The 22591-nt window shown below is 38.9% G+C and carries 17 protein-coding genes; 3 read left to right on the forward strand and 14 right to left on the reverse strand.

Going from position 1 to position 22591, the window contains the following annotated elements; translation table 11 throughout:
• Positions 1–1098 precede the first annotated feature (1098 nt).
• From CXF89_RS11075 to argC, 7 genes are all read right to left on the reverse strand, one after another.
• Positions 1099–1632: a hypothetical protein gene (locus tag CXF89_RS11075; protein ID WP_121954613.1), complete on the reverse strand. Its 534-nt coding sequence runs from the start codon at positions 1630–1632 to the stop codon at positions 1099–1101.
• Between the two features lie 16 nt (positions 1633–1648).
• On the reverse strand, positions 1649–1846 hold the full coding sequence (locus tag CXF89_RS11080; protein WP_121954614.1) for a hypothetical protein: 198 nt from the start codon (positions 1844–1846) through the stop codon (positions 1649–1651).
• Between the two features lie 265 nt (positions 1847–2111).
• On the reverse strand, positions 2112–3977 hold the full coding sequence (gene argH, locus CXF89_RS11085; protein ID WP_121954615.1) for an argininosuccinate lyase: 1866 nt from the start codon (positions 3975–3977) through the stop codon (positions 2112–2114).
• A gap of 49 nt (positions 3978–4026) precedes the next feature.
• Positions 4027–5229: an argininosuccinate synthase gene (locus CXF89_RS11090; protein ID WP_007581653.1), complete on the reverse strand. Its 1203-nt coding sequence runs from the start codon at positions 5227–5229 to the stop codon at positions 4027–4029.
• Positions 5226–6158 (reverse strand): ornithine carbamoyltransferase, encoded by a 933-nt coding sequence (locus tag CXF89_RS11095; protein WP_024592295.1) that lies wholly within the window; start codon positions 6156–6158, stop codon positions 5226–5228. Before CXF89_RS11095 ends, CXF89_RS11090 begins: the two co-directional genes overlap by 4 nt.
• A gap of 7 nt (positions 6159–6165) precedes the next feature.
• Positions 6166–6933, reverse strand: coding sequence for an acetylglutamate kinase (gene argB / locus CXF89_RS11100; RefSeq protein WP_121954616.1), 768 nt, complete (start codon positions 6931–6933; stop codon positions 6166–6168).
• Complete coding sequence (gene argC / locus CXF89_RS11105) at positions 6934–7944, reverse strand: N-acetyl-gamma-glutamyl-phosphate reductase (RefSeq protein ID WP_007581649.1); 1011 nt, start codon at positions 7942–7944, stop codon at positions 6934–6936.
• A gap of 224 nt (positions 7945–8168) precedes the next feature.
• Between argC and argE the strand changes: the two genes are divergently transcribed.
• A complete protein-coding gene (gene argE, locus CXF89_RS11110) occupies positions 8169–9329 on the forward strand; it encodes an acetylornithine deacetylase (RefSeq protein WP_121954617.1) in 1161 nt (386 codons plus the stop codon).
• Positions 9330–9394: 65 nt separating this feature from the next.
• On the opposite strand, the gene CXF89_RS11115 is transcribed toward argE, so the two are convergent.
• Complete coding sequence (locus CXF89_RS11115) at positions 9395–10327, reverse strand: hypothetical protein (protein ID WP_121954618.1); 933 nt, start codon at positions 10325–10327, stop codon at positions 9395–9397.
• Positions 10328–10402: 75 nt separating this feature from the next.
• Positions 10403–11788 (reverse strand): DNA repair protein RadA, encoded by a 1386-nt coding sequence (gene radA / locus CXF89_RS11120; protein ID WP_121954619.1) that lies wholly within the window; start codon positions 11786–11788, stop codon positions 10403–10405.
• A 362-nt stretch (positions 11789–12150) separates the two neighbouring features.
• Here radA and CXF89_RS11125 point away from each other — a divergent pair, with 362 nt between their 5' ends.
• On the forward strand, positions 12151–14628 hold the full coding sequence (locus CXF89_RS11125) for a PilZ domain-containing protein (RefSeq protein ID WP_010553175.1): 2478 nt from the start codon (positions 12151–12153) through the stop codon (positions 14626–14628).
• 20 nt (positions 14629–14648) lie between these two features.
• On the opposite strand, the gene serB is transcribed toward CXF89_RS11125, so the two are convergent.
• Positions 14649–15677 (reverse strand): phosphoserine phosphatase SerB, encoded by a 1029-nt coding sequence (serB, locus tag CXF89_RS11130; protein ID WP_121954620.1) that lies wholly within the window; start codon positions 15675–15677, stop codon positions 14649–14651.
• A gap of 152 nt (positions 15678–15829) precedes the next feature.
• Here serB and CXF89_RS11135 point away from each other — a divergent pair, with 152 nt between their 5' ends.
• Positions 15830–16450, forward strand: a complete 621-nt coding sequence (locus CXF89_RS11135) for an AhpA/YtjB family protein (protein WP_007581635.1) — start codon at positions 15830–15832, stop codon at positions 16448–16450.
• On the opposite strand, the gene CXF89_RS11140 is transcribed toward CXF89_RS11135, so the two are convergent.
• From CXF89_RS11140 to prfC, 4 genes are all read right to left on the reverse strand, one after another.
• The gene (locus CXF89_RS11140) at positions 16417–17184 is read right to left on the reverse strand and encodes a TatD family hydrolase (protein ID WP_121954621.1); all 768 of its coding nucleotides are present in this window, start codon (positions 17182–17184) and stop codon (positions 16417–16419) included. The two genes, CXF89_RS11135 and CXF89_RS11140, sit on opposite strands and share 34 nt — an antisense overlap.
• A gap of 21 nt (positions 17185–17205) precedes the next feature.
• Positions 17206–17844: a pyridoxamine 5'-phosphate oxidase gene (pdxH, locus tag CXF89_RS11145; protein WP_121954622.1), complete on the reverse strand. Its 639-nt coding sequence runs from the start codon at positions 17842–17844 to the stop codon at positions 17206–17208.
• A gap of 468 nt (positions 17845–18312) precedes the next feature.
• Positions 18313–20055, reverse strand: a complete 1743-nt coding sequence (gene argS, locus CXF89_RS11150; RefSeq protein WP_121954623.1) for an arginine--tRNA ligase — start codon at positions 20053–20055, stop codon at positions 18313–18315.
• A gap of 59 nt (positions 20056–20114) precedes the next feature.
• On the reverse strand, positions 20115–21704 hold the full coding sequence (prfC, locus tag CXF89_RS11155) for a peptide chain release factor 3 (RefSeq protein ID WP_007581628.1): 1590 nt from the start codon (positions 21702–21704) through the stop codon (positions 20115–20117).
• Positions 21705–22591: the final 887 nt, after the last annotated feature.

Genomic DNA, 22591 nt, shown 5'->3' on the forward strand with positions numbered 1-22591 from the left:
TCGCTGATAGGTTATATAAAAATGCGATTAGAAAGAACCATGTAAATAGTATTGCTACGTTATATCCTAAATCTACTAAAGCCCAAAGTATGTCAGCCATCAACTGTCCTTTTCAAACTAGTAATCAAACCATTTTTAAATTTCATCAAGTATAAAAAATCTTTGTTTATAAAAAATATAGCTACCATTATAAAATCAGCAGCGTTGACCCCTATTGCGTAAGCATTCCAAAGCCACCAGTAGCTTGTGTTATTTGATATATAGATGTAGTAGTGCATGAGAAAGTGTAGAGCTGAGTTTATAGCTAAACCAGTAATGATATATAGATAGGTAATACCATCATGCCAGAGCCGCCTGAGGGAAATAATAACTAGAAGAGTTAAAATATCGGAAAACAAAAAATCTAGATAAGTTACCGTATCCATATTTGTAAATATACTAAACGAATATGAAACACTCATAACCAAAGACAAATACACTCTTTCTTTATTAGGCTTATTAATCGAATGAGCAAGGGAGTACAAAAAAGCCATAAGAAATCCCCATTGTAAAAATGCACCTATGTACAAAGAAACTGTTGGGCTAATTAAAAGTTCATTCAATATTTTTCAACTTTTTATAGTTCAATGTAACACCTCTTTTAAAAATGGTGTTTTTATTGAATACTAGTGAAAGAACCATTAAAACATCGAACATATTAACGCCAACAGAATAAACACTCCAATACCACCAAGGCTCATAGTTATATAAGACGTATAGATCGTAATGCAATATTAAGGTGAGCACAGCATTTATTATTAACGCAAAGATGATGAAGTGAAAAGCTATAGAACGTTGGAGCACTTTGAAGTACTGTAAAGTTAACAGAGCTAAAATTGTAATGAAATCATAAAGCGCCCAGCTTAAATATAAATTTTCTAATAAGTTTATATAACCACTGGAAATATATGAGCAGAGCATAAGCGCAGATAAATAAACAGGAGACTTATTTTCTTTATTTATACTGGAGGCTAAACAGTATAAGAAGGCCATTAGAAAGCCCCATTGAGAGAAAGCTTCTACATAGTCTATTAGGGCTTCAGTAACGTACATTTTAAACTAGTTTACTTTGTGGGTATCGTTTAATTTGAAATATTTAAGGGATTTGTTCTTTAGTTTATGAAGACCGAGTAAATCTCGGTCTAAAATTAATACCACAATCATAACTAAATCTATAAAGTTCACTGTATACGTATAAGCATCCCATAAAAACCATGGTTCTTGATTCTCAAAAATGTATATATCGAGATACATACAAAAGAAAAAAATCGAATTTATAGACAATCCAATAATTAAATATAAAAAAGAAGGAGTTGTTTTATTTATTATTTTATAAATACATATGAGCGCAGCAATAGTGGCAACATCATACAAAGCCCAGTCAAGATATATTGAATCTCTCATGGATAGCCATGTATAAAAATAATCAGACAACGTATAAGATATCATCATAATAAATGAACTGAGCAAAAGAGTCGTACCTCTTTTTACATCTAATGAGTATACAAACACATTAAAAAAGAATGTCATCAGAAAGCCCCACATAGAAAAGGCAGACAGTGAGAACAACCCAAAAAACTCAGTTAAAATCATTTGTAACCTTAAAATATTACTTTGGTCTGGTAGGTACTACAACACCACCATTACGTTGGATATCTGCACTCGCAGCACTCATCGCCTCTTGAGAGAAGCTTACTGTATCAGATTGCAGGGTTTTAGGGCTAGCAGTTTGTTCCATTGCAGGCTTTAATTGTTGTGTTTTGTTGTATGCTTGCATTTGTACTTGGCTATTAGCTGAAACTTGCATGTGATTGATCCTTGTAAAAGTTTTAATTATATTTGGTGCAACTTTTTACCACATTATTATGTAGATAAATGCATCACCTGTTTAAAGTAGTGATAGCTATTTTGCTATCTACCTCATACAAAGCAACCAATGTGCCAACTTTTTTTGACACCTTAAAACTCACTCAAAACATACTTATATAATCAAACCAAACAGCTCCGACCAGTTTACTACAAACATAAAAAAACGCACAGGGATAACCGTACGTTTTTTGTATCCAGGGAGTTTAAGCTACGTATTTACACGGGATCTCCGCACGTGTACTTAGCTTCAAAATATATTCCATTGCTACTTCGTCACAATTTTCTTTACGAAGGCAAAGTTCACAATCTTTCATTACTTTTTCAGGCAAAGAGTCTTTGCTACAAAAAGTAAAACGTTGTTGTTCAAAAAAATCTGGAACGCGTGTTAATACAATAACGCGGTTAAGTGCCAATTTTTTGGCTTTAGTAAGTAGGTGCTCTACAAGTAGTCTTCCCTGTCCCGACACTTTACTTTGTGGGTTTATGCCGAGTGAGCGTATTTCAGCAAGGCCGGTATCGTAAATGTATAACGACGCACAGCCCGACACTTTTCCATTTATTTCTGTTACTGCAAACTCGTTAATAGAGTGCACCATATCGCTTTTTGCACGAGGCAGGTTTTCACCTACCGTTGCCCAATGCTGTATAAGTGTGGCAATTGCTTCTACATCATCTAAATTTGCATCACGTACCGTTATTTGCTGTTTTTTTTTGGCTTCTTTAACAGCATTAGTTACTTGCTCAATAGACGTCCCACCAAGGGCCTTACGTGCTTTTATACACGCATCAATTTCAAGTACTGGATAAACATCGTCTTCAAATACAGTGTTTACTGACTTGTACTGTTCAAGCGATAGCTCTTCAAGCGTTTTACCTTCGCTAATCGCAAGCTGTACAAGTACACCTACAATGTGATGCCCTTCTCTAAATGGCACACCTTTAGCAACTAAGTAATCAGCAAGTTCGGTGGCATTTGCATGCCCTCCTTTTGCCGCAGCAAGTGTTTTATCACCGTTTACTTTAACGCCTTTAATACATGCTTGCGCCATATGAATACATGCAAGCCATGTTGGCATAGCGTCGAATAAGCCTTCTTTGTCTTCTTGCATATCTTTATTGTATGCAAGTGGCAGCGCTTTTAACGTCATCATCATAGCGCTAAATGCACCAAATACACGCCCGGTTTTACCGCGAATAAGCTCGAGTGCATCAGGATTTTTTTTCTGAGGCATGAGCGATGAGCCTGATGTTACGTTATCAGCAAGATCTATAAATCCGGCTTCACCCGAATTATAAAAAATCAGATCCTCTGACATACGAGATAAGTGAATCATCGAAATAGACGCACAACTTAAAAGATCTAAAACAAAATCACGATCAGATACGCCATCAAGACTATTTTTTGTAGCCGCTGTAAAACCTAGTCCATGCGCTAATGCTTGGCGATCAATCGGATAAGCTGTACCTGCTAATGCACCACTGCCTAATGGGCAAAAATTCATGCGCGCTTTAGCATCTTGCAGGCGGCTTTCATCACGCTCTAGCATCTCTACATACGCCATACACCAGTGGCTAAACAATACTGGTTGTGCGCGCTGTAAGTGCGTGTAACCTGGTAATATTGTGCCAAGCTCTCGCTCTGCAAGCGCTACAAACTCGCCTTTAAGCTGTGCAATAGCATCTAGTAAATGGTCAGCCGTATCACGGCACCATAATCTAAAGTCGGTGGCAACTTGGTCATTACGGCTTCGGCCTGTATGTAATTTTTTAGCTAAATCACCTACTTTTTCAATTAGAGCTGCTTCAACATGTGAATGAATATCCTCTGCACCTGAAGTAGCTACCGCTTGTGGATCTGCTTTAACTTCTTCAAGCAGCTCATTTAATGCAGCCACTAATCTTGTGTGCTCGTCACTTGAAAGTACACTTACCTGTTCAAGTGCACCAGCCCATGCCACAGAGCCAATAATATCTTGCTCTGCTAACTGGTAGTCAAAGGGAAGAGAGTCGTTAAATTGCTTAAACGCCTCATCTGGACCCGTAGAAAAACGTCCGCCCCATAATGCCATGAAATCTCTCCAAACCCTGTAGTGCCCCTTTTATAAGGGGCGTAATAAATTACTTTTTAGCGAGTGCTGAAATTCTGCTTGAAAGCGAGAATAAACGAATAAAGCCTTCAGCGTGTGATTGGTCGTACACATCATCTTCGCCAAATGTAGCAAATGCTTCGCTGTATAAGCTATTTGGTGACTGCTTTTGAACTGCAGTTACTTGGCCTTTGTATAGCTTAAGTACCACTTCACCTGTTGCCACTTTAGAAAGTGCTTCAGCACCGGCTAAAATAGAATCTTTAAGAGGCGTAAACCAACGGCCGTCGTATACTAAATGCGAGAACTCGCCACCGAGTACTTCTTTCCACTTACGGCTTGCTTTATCAAGCACTAGCTCGTCAATGGCTTGAAGCGCAGCCATAATGACTGTGCCGCCTGGCGTTTCATAACAACCGCGTGACTTCATGCCAACTAAACGATTTTCTACAATATCAACACGTCCAACACCATGAGGCGATGCAATATCGTTTAATTTAACTAAACAATCGTAAGGTTTAAGCTCTACGCCATTTACAGCAACCACTTCGCCTTCAACAACTTTTAATGTTACTAGTTCTGATTTATCTGGTGCTTGCTCTGGAGAGTTAGTCCAAGTCCATACTTGTTCAGTTGGTTGACACCATGGGTCTTCAAGCTCACCACCTTCGTGCGAAATATGCCATGCGTTAGCATCACGGCTATAAATTTTTGTAGCAGATGCTGAACACGGAATGTCACGCTCTGCTAAGTAATCAAGTAATGACTCACGGCTCGATAAGTCCCACTCACGCCATGGCGCAATTACTTTTAAATCAGGGGCTAGTGCTGCAAAACATGATTCAAAACGAACTTGGTCATTACCTTTACCAGTACAACCATGAGAAAGTGCATCAGCACCTACTTTACGTGCAATTTCAACTTGTGCTTTAGCAATAATTGGGCGCGCCATAGAAGTACCTAATAAATAAGTACCTTCGTAAATTGAGCCCGTTTTAAGCGTTGGGTAAATGTAATCACTTACCATTTCATCTTTTAAGTCAACTACGTAACATTCAGATGCACCAGAGGCAATTGCTTTAGCTTCTACGCCTTCAAGTTCTTCAGCGCCTTGACCTACATCGGCAACAAACGCGATTACTTCACAGCCGTAGTTTTCTTTTAACCATGGCACGATAGCCGACGTATCAAGACCACCAGAATAGGCTAAAACGACTTTTTTAATTGAACTCATAGGTGTTCCTTAACAAAATTTGGATTTAGTAATGTAACTAGCAGAGCATTTTGCGCATGCATGCGATTCTCTGCTTGTTGAATGATTTTTGATGCTGGACCATCCATTACCTCAGAGGTAATTTCAAATTCACGGTGTGCCGGTTGGCAATGTAATACCGTAGTCGCACCTGTTTGATCTAGCAATGCCTGGTTTAATTGATAAGGCATGTATTTTTCTTTTACTTGCTCAAGCGGCGTTGTATCACCCATTGATACCCATGTATCTGCGTATACAACGTTTGCACCAACCGCAGCTTCAACTCTATCGCTCACCATGACTGATGCGCCATTCATTGCTGCAATTTGCTCTGCTTTTTTAAGTATTTGTGAATCTGGCGAACACCCTTTTGGTGTTACAGCAACAAAGTCAGTACCTAGCGTTGCGGCAAGTAACATCAATGAATGAGTCACGTTATTGCCCTCACCTAAGTAAGCTACTTTAAGCTGACTCACATCGCCATGTACTTCTTGAAGTGTTAAAAAATCAGCAAGCGCTTGGCACGGGTGGTACAAGTCACACAAGCTATTTACCACAGGTACCGATGAATATTCACCTAACGTGGTTAATGTGCTGTGCTGATTTACACGCGCCACAATACCGTCGGCCCAAGTAGAAATATTAAGTGCAAAATCTTTAATTGATTCACGTGCACCCATAGCGCCATTTTGCTGATCTAAATAAACAGCATGACCACCAAGGCGATTAATACCTATATCAAACGATAAACGTGTACGTAAGCTTTGCTTTTCAAACAATGTTACGATTGATTTACCCGATAATACTTGGCTGTATTTTTCTGGCTTTGCTTTTATATCTTGCGCTAACTTTAATAAATTAAGTGCGCCTTCTTGGTCTAATTCTAAACCCGTTAAAAAATTCTCAAACATAATAAACCTATGGTGTAATCTTAGTTCCGACATGCTCGCCTTGTAGCAGAGCAGTTAAATTTTCTGGCTTTTGCCAGCTGGAAATATACACACCGCGTCGTAAATGTTGGGCAGCGTGAAGGCTGGTCTTAACTTTGACCTCCATCCCGCCCACAATTACTCCATCTGTAATTAAAGTATCAATGTGTTTTGTGTCAAGTTGATGTAACGGTTGTTTATTTGCGTCAAGTACCGCTTCTACATCCGTCATAAAAATTAGTTCTGCATTTAAATTACTGGCAATAGCCGCTGCAGCTTCATCTGCATTTACGTTGTACCACAAGCCTTGTTCATCAAAGCCGATAGAGCTAACAATAGGTAAACGAGAAATTCTAAGTAAATCATTGATGATAGAATCGTCGTTACTTGTGCATTTACCCACTAAGCAAAGCGCTTTTAATTTTTGGGTTGCAGTCACACCCGCCTCAAAAAGACTTAAGCCGACAGGCTTATGCCCTGCGCTTATAGCTTGAGTCATTAATTGTTTATTAGCGCAACCTGCAAGCGCACCCACTATATAAGGCATTTGCTCTGCTGGACTAATACGTAAACCTTGGTGTTTAGCACTAGCAAAACCCGCTTGCTTTAGCCATGTATCAACTAAAGCGCCACCGCCATGAACAATGACAAACTCATCATTTTTTTGCTCGCTTAGCACGTCAAATAACGCTTTTGCTGCATTTTCTGTATTAAGTACTGCACCACCGAGTTTAATAACCCACGTTTTTTTACTCATTTAAAACGCCCCTTTTAAGCCCGTAGTGTGATCTAAATTCATAGAAATATTGATACACTGCAAAGCTTGTCCAGCAGCGCCTTTTAATAAGTTATCAATGGCAGACATTACAATTAACTGCGTGCCTTGTTGCTGCCAGCCAATATCAACAAATGGTTGCTTAGCAACACCTTTAATTGAAGGTATTTTATCGCCTAACAAACGAATTAATGGTTCGTTAGCAAGCACTTGATAAGCAGATGCAACGTTTTCCTTGGTAACGCCTGGCTTAAGTTGTACATAAATAGTTTCTAATATACCGCGCGCAAAGCTACCTAGATGCGGTGTAAATAATACTTTGTGGCCAAGGTGTTGTTCAATTTCAGGACCGTGGCGATGGTTAAACAAACCATAAGGTGCAAGCGATACCTCACAAAAATGTGTTCCTACACTCGCTTTACGCCCGGCACCCGTAACACCCGAAACGGCATTAATAATAATACTTTCGCTGCTCAATAAGCCTGCTTGTTTAAGCGGTTTAAGTGCATTGAGCGCCGCTGTTGGGTAACAGCCTGCAACAGCAATTAGCTTTGCGTTAGCGATAGCATCATGGTTCCACTCTGCTAAACCGTAAGCAGCTTCATTTAAAAGCTCTGGGTGTTGATGCTCAAAACCATAGTAAGTAACGTAATCATCATTATTTGCTAGGCGATAGCCACCAGATAAATCAAATACTTTTTTACCCATAGCTAAAAATTGAGGCGCTAAATCAACACTTACTTTGTGATCGGTACATAAGCATACATAATCAGCATCACTTTGAATGTCATCAAAAGCTGATGCACTAAGAGGAAGTAAAGGACAATCTAGTAAGCCAAGGTGCTCTGGGTATAAATCACTTAGTAATTTATTTTTATCTAAGCTACCCTCAGATACATAACAGCCTGTTAAGGTAAGGTTTGGATGATTAGCAACTAAGCTTGCTAACTCTGCGCCGCTATAACCGCTTGCGCCAATAATAACTACATTCATTGATTACTCGTTATTTTAAAATTTACTGCTAAATATATATGTTGTTCGCTTAAACTAGCTAAGACGCTAAATTAAGACTTAATTTAATGAATTTGTAGATTATCGTCGCATTATTTCCATAGCTTTACTTTAATATATTTATGCTTAAAAAGTGAATTGATATTCATCATAAATACTTTTATATTGTTATGCAATTAAATTGAATAATAATTTTGGATTTTTTTATGCCTTTGCCTTCGTTTATTTCTATGTACCAACAATTGATTGCAGCCCCTTCTATTAGTGCAATTGAAGACAGCTTGTGTATGAGCAATAAAAACGTAATTGAACTCCTTGCGAGGTGGTGCGAAACACTCGGTTTTACGTGTGAAATTATAGAATTAGAAGGAGGGAAAGGGCGCTATAATTTATTAGCAAAACGCGGAGAAGGTGATGGCGGATTAATGCTAGCTGGTCATACCGACACAGTGCCTTTTGATGACAGCCGCTGGAACCACAATCCTTTTAAACTTACCGAACTAGACAATAAATTGTACGGGCTAGGAAGCATTGATATGAAAGGATTTTTTGCTTTTGTATTACAAGCGATTAGTGAACTTGATGAAAAGCAGCAAACTCAACCTATTTTAATACTCGCCACTGCCGATGAAGAAACAACTATGGCAGGTGCACAGCAAATATGTAAGCACCCTAATTTAAAACCTGCACGCTGTATAATTGGCGAACCTACTGATATGACGCCAGTATTTATGCACAAGGGCCATATGAGTACAGCAATAAGAGTGGTTGGTCGCTCTGGGCATAGCTCAGATCCCGAACGTGGCCTTAACGCCATTGAAGTAATGCATAAAGTGATTACAAAATTGATGATCTTAAAAGAGCAATTAAAGCATAAGTATTCAATAAATCACTTTGAAATTCCTTATCCAACATTAAACTTAGGTAATATTCATGGTGGCGATAATGCGAATAGAATTTGTGGTTGCTGTGAAATGCATATAGATATGCGCCCATTACCAGGTTTAAGTGTACAAGAACTACAAGCATTAGTGCTTGATGCAACAAAAGAGATAAATCAGCAATACCCAAATGCGGTGAGCGTTATTGATTTACATGAACCAATCCCGGCATTTAGTGGTAGCACCGACAGTGCTTTAGTTAAAATGGCTGAAAAAATAGCAGGGCAAAAAGCGGTCGCGGTAAATTATTGCACTGAAGCGCCGTTTATCCAGCAACTCGGTTGTGAAACAATCGTAATGGGCCCAGGCTCAATTAACCAAGCGCATCAGCCTGATGAGTTTTTAGCGATGGAAAAAATAAAACCATCACAACAAATAATCACCAATATCATAAAAGCAAACTGCTTTAGCAATCAGAGTTACTAACTGCTTATAACAACACAAAATAATAAAGGCGCCAATTGGCGCCTTTATTAATACAAAACTAAGGCTTAATCACCTTTAACTTCTAAGTTAATAAACTTAACTAGCTCTTCAGGTTGCCCTACTAGCATCATAACTTGTTGGTTAATTTCCATCATAGTTTTGCCTTCAGGTAGCTTTGCTGACACACTGAATGAATTTAAACCTTTCGCAAAGCTGGTTAAAGCTTCTGCAATATCTTCAGTTACAGGAGCTTGTTGTAACTGCTGCTCTAGCGTCATTTCCATTTGCTCTAGCGTCATGCCTTGCTTTTCAAGCTCGCTTGATAGTAAGTCTTTTAACTTACCTTGGTTATTTAAGGCAAAGCTAACATTGCGCGGCTCTAACTTACTCATTGCTTGCATAACAAGTGTTTGCTGCTGTAACTCTTGCTCATAAGTAAGTGGCTGGTTACCCGCTTCTTGCTGCGCTTTACTAATCGCCAATGAAGCATCCATTAATGCTTTTGAATTAGCCAAGCCCATATCCATATTAAAACTAACAATGTCTTTTGCATCAAGCTTAACGACTACATCACTATTGCCAGACTCTTCATCGTAATCAAGTGATGAATGTAAGTCGTAACTTGCCGACGCGAGCATTTCGTTTGTATCAGCAGGTAATTTTGAAACAAAATCTTTATCAAACTGAAAGCTTTTTACATCAAATGATGTATGCGGTGATATTTTATCTGGCTCGTAACCTGTTATTTCAATGCTTTGAATATTAGCAACATTGTCGCCCTCTGGGCTTATTACTTCCATGTTTGTTATTTCTACGCTTTTTGAAATAACACTTGCCGATAAACCAGCGTATTTAAATGTAGCGCCAGTTTGCTCGCTTACTAAAGCAAGTTGCTTATCTACTTCTGCACGCACTTCTTGTGTAGCTACATAATTTGCATAGCTCACGCCACCAACGCCCGCAGCTACAATCGCTGCAACTATTACTAACTTTTTCATGTTATTTCCTTATTCTATTCTTTATGTAAACCGAGTTTTATTAAGAGTAGCATTACACATTAACACCCGTAAGTATTAATTAATTAAACTAAGCAACTCATGTACTGTTTTAACTGGGGTAATTTTAGCGCCCAGCCCTTCCATCGACTTATGGTAATTACGAAATGGAATATATATTTCTGTAAAACCATGTTGTGCTGCTTCTTTAACACGTGGTACGCCACTGTCAATTGGGCGTACATCGCCATTTAAGCTAAGTTCGCCCATAATACACGTGGTACGAGGCACAACAAATTCGTTTAAGCTGCTAAGTAACGCGGTTACTAATGCTAAATCAATACAAGTTTCTGTTTCATCTATTCTTAGGCCACCCACAATATTAAAAAACGTATCGTGAAATATTTTGGTTTTAGTGTGTTTTCGTAATATGCCAGTCAGCATTTTTATGCGGTTCATGTTTAAACCAACGCAAACACGCTGCGGAAATTCCGCCTCGGTTTCGGTAGTTAAACATTGAATCTCAAGTAGTAAATTTCGATTACCTTTACGGATACAGGTAATTGTAGAGCCTGGCGAGTCGGTTGTAGACCCCGATAAAAATATTTCGCTCGGGTTATCAACACTCAACATACCACGTTCGCACATTTTAAAAATACCAACAGTATCAATATCACCAAAGCGGTTTTTATTTGCCCTAAGGGTTCTAATTTGCCCATCGTTGGTGTCTATGTGTAAAAGCGCATCGACAATATGTACAAGTGTTTGAGGACCTGCTATTTCGTTATTTTTATTTACATGAGCAATAATGAACATGGTTACATCATTTTGCTTACAGTATTGAGTCAATGCTTGGGCGGCACTTTTTACTTGCGAAGGGGAACCTGGGCTACCATTTGCCGTTTCGGTTACAACCGCTTGAATAGAGTCAATAACAGCAAACTTAATTTTATTTTTCTCGAGCTCTTCAATGATGGTTTCAACACTGGTTTCTGAAAGTAAATAAAGCTCGTCAGGGTTATAGTTTAACTTTAAACGATTTACCCTGTTTTTAAACTGCGATAATGACTCCTCGGCCGTACAGTAAAGTGACGGCATACGTTGTGACATTCTCGCTACTAGGTCAGATAGCAATGTTGTTTTACCAGCACCTGGATCACCCGAAATTATATTAACAGAGCCGGTAGTTACACCACCGCTTAGCACACGATCGAGCTCGCCAATTTCTGTCAGCTGTTTTTCTGCCTCTGACGTAGCAATATCATTAATTTTTTTAGAGCCGCCACCAACACCGCCAGCATAACCACCTACATTTGCTCGAACTGACGCTTTTTTACTCTGCCCTGCTGAAGGTTTAAATTCTGCTAATGTGTTCCACGCACCGCAGCGGCATTGACCCTGCCAACGTGGGTAGTTCATGCCACATTCTGTACACACAAACTCTATTTTTGCCGCTTTAGTCATTTATAACCTTATCTACGATTCTCTAATTTTAAAAACATTTACTGTTAATAACTTATTTTGCCACTTCAAGCATTTACTTAGCAACAAACTCTTGCCTGCGTAAAAATCTAGCGTCACAATCATTAAATACACATGGTGTTTCTTTTTAGCTATAATTTAGGGCATACTTTTTGCTTTGAAATAGTTTAAAGTAACTTGCCAACAAAATGGCATATAACACATAATAACAAGAGCTAAACAGTAGTAACTAAAATAATTGTACCTATATTAATAACATAGCGCGATTTAACGTTTATTGAACTTCTAATAAATGGACTTAACAGTATACCTACTTTTTCAATTAGACGGTGATGGTTTTATAAATGGCTGATGACATAATGCTCAAACACGAAGACCTCGTGAATGAGTTAAAAACATATTTAGGCAATGCTAAATTTGACCTAATTTTCAAATCAAAAACCGCTGGGTTAACCAAACCTGAGCAATTTTTGATGAAAATGGAAATGTCACGCTTATCTCAGCCAGTGGCACGCTTTGTTGATCTTCGTGGATTAGTGACGGGCCAAGTAAAACCGTATGAGCATAACGGTAAACAGCACTTTATGGATGACACAGCCATTGAAGTGTTTGAAAAAGCACTTAAACAGCATGGTGAATATACTCTAGCCGTTTACGAAGCCGTAATGAATACAGAAAATAACCACCGCGTATTACAAAAACAAGCCGCCGAAAAATCAGAACTACAAGAATCAGAAAGTAACTTAAGCACTGAAGTAATTAAGTTTGCCTCTTACGAGAGCCGCCGTGAAGAACGGATGAATTACTCAATAAAAGTAACTATTGATTACAAAGATAAAAAGAACATTGCTGCTAGCACCTCAGATATATCTTTAAGCGGTTGTAAAGTTAAGCTTGCAACGCGCTACTCTATAAAAAAAGGTGAACTAATAGCAATGCGCTTGGTAGGCCTTGAACAAGACTTTGAACTTGGCCTAAAAAACGGTATTCAATACGAGGTTGTTGCCGTTGAAAATATCTCTCGTGAATACAACCACATTCGCTTAAAACGCACTTATATCGAAAATAACGATGCCTTTAATGACTTTTTAGAAAGCTTTATTCACGGTAATAAACGTCGTTATAAAGTAAATTTAGATAACACGCTCGATGCTGTAGTATCAAAGGGGTATGAGCAATACTACATCCCTCGTGTAACGTCTTTATATGTATTTTTAAGCAAAAAAGATGAACAGTATTACCCAAGCCTTAGCCTTACTACTGAAAATAATATTTTTATCCAGCGCTATTTTACCGATGAAAGAAAAACACCGTGTTTGTACAATATACTCAATCATCAGCGCATTACACAATTACTAACCCAAATTACCGCGGTCAAAGAAGATTACCTCTATACATTTACACATATATCATCGGGTAAAATTTACTATTACTCTGCGACACGAACTGAGCTAAATAATAACCCTAAATTACGTGATCTATTTTTAGGTTTTGGTAGCCAAAAAGAAAGTTGGCAGTGCTTTAAAATACAAATAATGCCAAGTCATCCAGATGATTCTTTTATACCGCTTTCATTACCTAATAGTGCTGGCGCTAATATTGAAAAACTCAACAAGCCGCCTTCCCCTCGAGTTAAAGGCCTTATAAAAGACGTTAAATATATTGTTGTACTTACAAGTATTGGCAATAAAACAGAGCAAGCAGATTATAAACAACTTACTTTTGATAAAGCGTTAGTAAATCAGCTTAAACATTTTGGCCATGCAAAACATAAAACGCCACCTTATTTAGATATTGTGCCACTTGAATACGTAAATTTACGCTCGCATAAGCGCTACCTTTATAAAACACCGGTTAGCGTCACTATTAATGATGAAGTATTTAACGGTTATACACGTGACTTTTCTGTAATGGGTTTGCAATTAGAGTGCGAGCAACCAGTCACATTTAAAAAAGGTGATATAGTACTTTTAACATTTCCTGAGCTTCAAAAAATAACTAAAAAGCATAAACTTAGCGAACTAAAGTACGAAATAATGGCCATTAGTAAGTCATTCACTACTATTAACCTAAAAGCGAATCGTGTTGCTGATTTACCCCATGCTGGCGTGACTTTTTTCACTCAGTTAATAGAAGGGAATAAAGACAAACTTAAAGTATCTGAAGAAGCGCCAAAAGTAGAAGGCTTATCTACCGCACTTAGAAATATGGTTACAAAAAGTGTATGTCAATTCCCGCTGTATTTACACAAAGAAGCTGCACACTTTAAAACAGGTGCAATTGGTTATGGCTTATACGCCAGTCCTATGCATGTTATTTTGCAAAACTTTGGCTTATTAGGTAACAAAACTGACTTTTCGAGTATTCTTACCGAAGAGCAAATTATTAATGTAATAACGCCTAATATTAAAGATCGCAGTCGCCAAGATGCACCGCTTGCTTTTACACTCGCTATTAATTTCGACCCTCGTAAGGGCAAAATTGAAGAGGCTATTGTTAGCCAATGCGCTTTAGGTGAAGACTACTCAAGCTTTTATAAACAAATTAGTAAAGGCATTACATCACAACTTATATTTGTGATGCGTTTGTATATTTCGCGCACAGGTCGCCCCGATACTGACTATCTATCAAACGAGCTTAAATACGTAAGCCAATATGCAATGCATAAAGCAAAAGATTTAGAAGAAGCATTATGGGCTGTTGCGGGTGTGGGGGACGTAGTAGATATAACTGAAGAAGCTCTAAGCCATTTAGAGCTTAAAAAAGAGCAAGTTGAACAAATGGGCCGCCGTAAACTAATTTGGTTAAACCGCTTACGCTAAGCGGTTTAACTTAAACAACTTTAAAGAGCGGGCTCATTTTCTAACGGAATAGCCAACATATACAGTAATTGCAATAATGACCCTTCACAAATAGCCGCTTGTGCTTGCTCAACTACTTTAGGTTTGCCATGCACTGCTACACCTAGGCCAGCTTTAGCCATCATGATTAAATCGTTTGCGCCATCGCCAATAGCAACTGTTTGCGACTTCTCAAGCCCTAGTTTATGTTGTAACGACTCTAGAATAATTGCTTTTTGTTGTGCATCTACAATTGTACCCAATACTTTACCTGTTAGTTTATCGTCTTTAAATTCGAGTATATTAGCGTGCACTTCATCTAAATTAATAAGCTCTTGAACGCGCTCTGCAAACGGTACAAAACCACCTGATGCAATTGCTAAATACCAGTCATGCTGTTTTAAAATTTGACACAGCACTTTAATACCCGGCATGAGTGGCAATACACTTTTTAGCTCTTCAATTAAGCTTTTTTCAATACCAGCCAGTTTAGCTACACGCTGATTTAAACTCTCGCTAAAATCAAGTTTACCCGCCATTGCAAGTGCGGTTACAGAGGCAACTTCGTCGTAAACATCCGCAAGGCGTGCTATTTCGTCTATGCACTCAATAGTTATTGCAGTTGAATCCATATCCATAACCAATAAACCAGGCTCATATAAATTAGGCACAGTAACAACTTGCACTAATTGACAATCTAGGGTGTTTGAAAACTCTTGTAGCACTAACGGGTTTATAGCTTGATCGGAGTTTTGTGCGTAAAAACACAGTGCTGGAGCTAACCCTAAATCTGGTTGATATTGGCATATAGCAGTGACTGTTTGGTTATGCGTAGCTAAAAAATCAATAATGCTAACAATGTGTTTTTCTTCAAAATCACCCGCAAATGCGATGCTAAATAACCCTAATGCTTTGTTTGGTATATAATCAAGAGGTGTAAATACACCACCACTATAGCTAAACCATTTATTTAGAGTTAAGTGTTGTAATGGTTGCTCAGCAGCTTGCTGTGCCATGTTGATTTGCGACATGGGATCTCCGTGTTTATTTTTATTTTCCTGATAATTGGCATATCATAACTGGTATTCTCAACACTAAATTCGCCATCAGGTGGGGTTTAAGGTTATAGTTAGTGTAGTTGTAACATCAAATCAAAATGCTGTCAGTAGCATAAACGGTGACTATGAAAAATAACCATATTAAAAACCCTATTACTGCTTCTCAAAGAAAACGACTTGTTCGCTTAATACTAGCGGCTGGTTGTTTTGTATTACTAAGCTGGGTAGGTGTTAATAGTAGTTTTCAGAGTCATCAGTTACTTTATGATAGTGCCGATAGCACTGCAAAAAGCCTCACTCAGTTTATGGCTTTAAATGTTAAAACACCGCTTATTGAAAAAAACAAACCACAGCTCAACGCCATTTGTAACGATATAAGTAAAGATGAATTTGTACTTTCTGCGACTATTTATGATCAACAAGGCATTTTAATTGCTAGCAGTGACAATTGGCAGTCACATCATATTTATGGACAACTCCCTGACTCTACACCGGGTATTAGTAAACTAAAAACACCTTTTATGGAACCCGTGATAAGCGATGATGACCGCCCTATAGGCTTTGTGTCTGTTACTTATTTAACTCGCGCCGCAATATCCGACAGCCATAATCATTTTCATGACTTAGGTCGACAGGTACTATTAATGCTAGTGATTGCATGTATTTTTACGTGGCAGTTAGGGCGTGGATTAAAACGTTGGCAGGTAAATCGCTATATGCAAAAAACATCTGAACAAGAATCGTAAAGCTGCTTTGCAAGCGTCCCTCTTTCACTATGTGGCTTTAAATCACATAACGCGTTAAATACATCAGGTATATGTAATGGCGTGTTAACTTCACTTTGATGACCGCTTAACGGCATTGAAGGTGAGTCGGTTTCAAGCACTAAGTGCTCTGGCTCAATAGCAGCAATAACAGCGCGTGTTTTAACTGCGCGATCATAGGTAATAACGCCGCCTATGCCAAGCTTAAAACCCTGCTTAATATAGTACTGCGCTTGTTGAAGTGAGCCCGAAAAGGCATGAATCACTCCCCCGTTTTTTGGCTTACAGCGCTTAAACGATTGCGCAATTAAATCATGGCTTTGCCTATGATGCACAATGAGCGGTAAGTTAAGCTCATTAGAAAGCCCTATTTGCTGCTCAAATAAATAAGTTTGTTTAGGAAGGTTTTCAATACTTCGATCAAGCCCGCACTCCCCAATAGCCACCAACTGATGCTTATTTGCAGTCGCGAATTCAAATAACGCTTCTATGTGCGATTCGTTATGTTGCTCTAAAAAGTAAGGATGTAGCCCTGCGGCTATTTTTATACTTGGGTAAGTTGCTTTGAGTTTTATGAGAGTATGCGATTGAGCAAGCGTAATACCCGGCACAACAAACTGATTAACTCCCTTTGCTACACACTCGTTTATGAGCGATTCACGATTCGAATCAAACTCGCTAAAGTCGAGGTGGCAATGAGAGTCAATAAATTGCACGGTTACTTACTCATCTATTTATTAAGGATTTAAGCGCGTAACTTGCCAGCTATTATCTGCTTGGCGCTGGTACATAAAGCGGTCATGCAAACGATGCGCCCCACCTTGCCAAAACTCAATTTTAGTGGGTACTACACAATATCCGCCCCAAAAATCAGGGAGTGGAATTTCACCTTTAGCAAACTTATTTTTCATGTTGGCGAAGGTTTCCATTAGTACTTTACGTGATGACACCGGACGACTTTGCGCTGACGCCCATGCAGCTAATTGGCTTTCTTTAGGACGAGATAAAAAGTACTTTGCCACAGCAGAGGTAGGTAATGGTTTAGCCTCGCCATATACAATAACTTGGCGTTCCATGTGGTGCCACGGAAAGTGCAGCGATATTTTGTTATTACCTTTAAGCTCTTGCGCTTTACGCGAACCTGTATTGGTAAAAAATACAAAACCGTTATCATCCAGATGCTTTAAAAGCACAATGCGCTGTGAAGGCTGACCGGTTTCATCAACAGTTGCTACAACCATCGCAGTTGGATCGGGTAACTGGCTTGCCACTGCATGCTCAAGCCATGTTCCAAACTGCTTAAACGGATCATCTTGCAAGTTATCTTCGCTTAACGCGTCTTGCAGGTATTCACGACGGATATCTTCGAGTTTCATAACAAGTCCTTTAAATAGAGCCTAGAAAAGAGCTTAGAGTAGCGAGCTTAAAACATTAGATGTTGAGTAATAACAAATATTAAGATTCAGGTGCATGCGATAGCAATAACACCGAGTCTCGAGTGCATTCGATAGCAGTAAACATAGAGTCTCAGGTGTATCGTTGGGTTTCGTTTCACTCAACCCAACCTACAACGTAAACTACACAACTCAGATATCTGCAAGTGTAGAAGTGCTGACAAGACGGAGTGCTTTTTTATGCCAAGGAGCATACATTTAGTATGTGACTTAGGCTAAAAAAGCACGACAACGCAGTCAAAGCGAACTACACGCAGCAGACGGTTCACCTAAGTAGTTTAGCCTAAGACAAGGCGTCCAACCTGACTTATCCCTATGAGCATACGGTTTGTATGTGATTAGGGTAAGTCGGATTGGATAACGCAGTATTAGGTTAAAATACGACGGTGATTACATTTGCTCCATAACTTCAATGCCTAGCAAATCTAATCCCGTTTCTAGTGTTTTAGAAACCAAATTACACAGCACTAAACGGCTATCGCGCACGCTTGGCTCTACGCCCTCTTTAAGTACTGGGCAGGCTTCGTAAAATGTCATGTATAAGCTTGCTAACTCATATAAGTAACCACATAGTACGTGCGGTGTTGCTTCGCTGATCATTAAATCAAGTACTTCTTCAAGCTGTAGTAGCTTAAGTGCAAGTGCTTTTTCTTGAGGCTCAACAATTGCAACGTCTGAATTTAACGTAGCAGCATCAACGCCTGATTTGCGGAAAATACTGCGTACACGTGTATAAGCATATTGTAAATAAGGAGCGGTTGCGCCTTCAAAGCTTAGCATGATGTCCCAGTTAAAAATGTAATCGCTGGTACGGTGCTTAGAAAGGTCCGCGTATTTAACTGCGCCAATACCTACTTTACGTGCAATCTCGTTGCGATCGCTATCACTTAAATCCGATTCACGTTCAGCTAGTTTTGCAGCTGCACGGTTAATTGATTCTTCCAATAAGTCAGCAAGTTTTACTGTGCCGCCAGTACGTGTTTTAAATGGTTTGTTATCGGCGCCCATCATGGTGCCAAACGGGCAAAACTCGTAACTTGTTTCGTCTCGTAATAAACCTGCTTTACGCGCTGTAAGCTCTACTTGATTAAAGTGTAGGTTTTGACGTGCATCTACAAAAATTAAGATACGATCAGCACCTAATTTATTTGAACGGTAATCACATGCCGCTAAATCGGTTGTTGCATATAAAAAACCACCGCCAGATTTTTGTACGATAAACGCAGATGGCTCGCCATCTTTGTTGGCAAGCTCATCTAAAAACACAACTTGCGCGCCTTGCGACTCTACTGCAATATTTTTATCTTTAAGTAGGCTAATAATATCGTTAAGTTCTGCGTTGTATGCGCTTTCAGCCATAATATCGGCTTGAGTAAGTGTTACATTTAAACGCTTGTATACTTCTTCAGAATGCTTAACTGAGGTAGCTATAAACAGTTTCCAAAGTTTTTCACAATGCGCATCGCCGCCTTGTAATTTAACAACGTAATTACGTGCTTTATCAGCAAAGCCTTCTTCGTCGTCAAAGCGTTTTTTAGCATCGCGGTAAAAGGTTTCTAAATCAGCAAGCGCTACAGAATCTAAATCAACACCTTGGCTAATTTGATCTTCTAAATGCGCGATTAACATACCAAATTGCGTGCCCCAATCACCCATGTGATTTTGACGTACAACCGTATCGCCTCTAAATTCAAGCGCACGCACAATTGAGTCACCAATAATGGTTGAACGTAAATGGCCTACGTGCATTTCTTTAGCAAGGTTTGGTGATGAATAGTCAACAACCACTTTTTGCGGGTTAGCATGCTCATTTACAGCAAGCTTTGCATCACTGTTAGCGGCTTGTACGCTTTGAGCTAAAAACTCAGGCTTTAAATGAATATTAATAAAACCTGGGCCAGCAATTTCAGTCTTTTGAGCAATATCGCTTACATCAAGGTTATCTATAATTTTTTGCGCAAGCTCACGTGGGTTGCTTTTCATTTTTTTAGCCGCGCCCATTGCTGCATTAATTTGGTAATCACCAAATTGTGGACGTGTGCTTTGTGTTACTGCTGGGTTTGTATCTTCAGGTAAGCCTGCGCCCGCCATAGCGGCAATGGCTTTTTCGATTAAAATAGTACGAATATTCATATTTTTTACCTTTGTAAGCCCGCCAAAGCAGGCTTTCAGTTAACTGTAGTCAGTCGATTCTAGTTTTCGCGAGTGTGGTTAAATGTCACTTCTGGGTAACGCTCTACTGATAAATTAAGATTTACACGGCTCGGCGCAATGTAAGTTAAGTTATCGCCACCATCGAGTGCTAAATTACTTTCGCACTTGCGCTTAAAGTCTTCAAACTTTTTCACATCGTCGCTGCTTACCCAACGCGCTGTATTTACGTTTACACCTTCGTAAATAGCATCTACGTTATATTCGGCTTTTAAGCGCGCTACAACTACATCAAACTGAAGTACACCTACCGCGCCCACAATTAAATCGTTGTTTATAAGCGGTCTAAATACTTGCACAGCACCTTCTTCAGAAAGCTGTACTAAGCCTTTTAATAATTGCTTTTGCTTAAGCGGATCGCGTAGACGAATACGGCGGAATAATTCAGGCGCAAAGTTAGGGATACCGCTAAATTTAAGTTTTTCGCCTTGTGTGAACGTATCACCAATTTGAATGGTACCGTGGTTATGCAAACCAATAATATCGCCCGCGTAAGCGTCAGCTGCGCGCTCACGATCGCCCGCCATAAAGGTTACCGCATCAGAAATGCTCACTTGCTTGCCAATTCGCACGTGATTCATTTTCATGCCTTGGCTGTACTTACCCGATACAATACGCATAAATGCAATACGGTCACGGTGTTTAGGGTCCATGTTGGCCTGAATTTTAAATACAAAACCAGTAAAGTTTTCTTCAGTTGCAACAATAAGTCTGTCTTCGGTTTCACGAGGCAGTGGCGTTGGTGCCCATTTAGTTAAACCATCTAAAACGTGGTCAACACCAAAGTTACCAAGTGCGGTACCGTAATAAACTGGCGAAAGCTCACCTGCTAAAAACAGATCTAAATCAAATTCGTTTGATGCGCCAATAACAAGCTCAAGCTCATCGCGTAATTGCGCAGCTAAATCTTCACCAATGGCAATATCAAGTTCTGGGTTATCAAGACCTTTAATGGTACGAACTTCTTGAATTTTATGACCCTGACCTGTTTTGTATAAAACAGCTTCGTCATTATGAATGTGATAAACACCTTTGAACTCTTTACCACAGCCAATTGGCCAAGTAATGGGTGCACAGGCAATATTTAGCTCTGTTTCAACTTCGTCAAGCACTTCCATTGGGTCGCGAATTTCACGGTCACATTTATTCATAAACGTAACAATTGGCGTTGTACGCAGGCGTGTAACTTCCATTAGCTTACGGGTACGATCTTCTACACCCTTTGCCGCATCAATAACCATTAAACACGAATCTACCGCGGTTAATGTGCGGTAAGTATCTTCCGAGAAGTCTTCGTGTCCTGGCGTATCAAGTAAATTAACAAGCGCATTGTTATACGGAAACTGCATTACAGAGGTAGTAACAGATATACCACGCTCTTTTTCCATTTCCATCCAGTCAGATTTTGCATGCTGGTTAGAGCCACGACCTTTTACAGTACCAGCTCTTTGAATAGCTTGTCCGAATAACAATACTTTTTCGGTAATGGTTGTTTTACCAGCATCTGGGTGAGAGATGATAGCAAAGGTTCGTCGTTTATTAATTTCGCTAAGGAGATTTTGATCTGCCATTAAAAAAGTTCTTTTAGTTTGTATACGGATATTATCCACTTTAAGTATGCTGAGCTTTCAAGGCTTAAATAATACCAATTGCATTAAATTAGCGTTCTATTATAGCGATAATAAAATAGCGCAATAACAAGGCGAAATTATCACATAGACTTATTCTCTATGAATAATTTTTAACGTAGTTAGTGAGTTATTTAATACGCTAGAACGATCTTGTTTTAATAAAATTGGTATAGAGCAACCTCGAAAGCTCAACACACCATCAGAAAAGCCCTAAATTGGCCCTTCACATGCGATCCGTTATGTTAATCGTAATTGAAGACTATTTTCGCTGATCTTGGCCTTATAAACAATCAATGGTTGGTTATTAGCTGATCTTTTTTATTAATATGGATTTTGGGAAGCCTAACTGCAAATGAGGTACAAAAAAATCAGTAATAAGCCAAATAAATAGGATCAGCACACAATACACCAAGCCTCTGCACACCATTAGAATTTTTAAGCCTTGCTTGAGAATATAACCTAGTGGCCCGGCTAACAACCCTGCGTTAACCCACTGGTATTTATAACTGAGAGTAAATTAGAAAATTCAATTTTAAGTGATAGCATTTATCTTTAAAAAAATGACTTTAAAAGATGTAAATTTATGTAAACTTTTTTGAACAATAAAATAACGGTTATAAGCATGTAACTTATTAAATTAAAATAACTTAATAAAATAAAAAAACACCAATACAGAGCTAAATACCATGCAACTACTGATTGTAATTTAACCACCAAGACCGCCACAAGCTTGTGTAATAAAGTCGTAACGCATATTATTGGCAGATTGCATGGAGGATAAGTCGTTTGGTCATGAAAACCAGTAAGTTAAGTATTAGATTATTATG

Source organism: Pseudoalteromonas sp. MelDa3 (genome assembly GCF_002863625.1).
Lineage (GTDB): Bacteria > Pseudomonadota > Gammaproteobacteria > Enterobacterales > Alteromonadaceae > Pseudoalteromonas > Pseudoalteromonas arctica.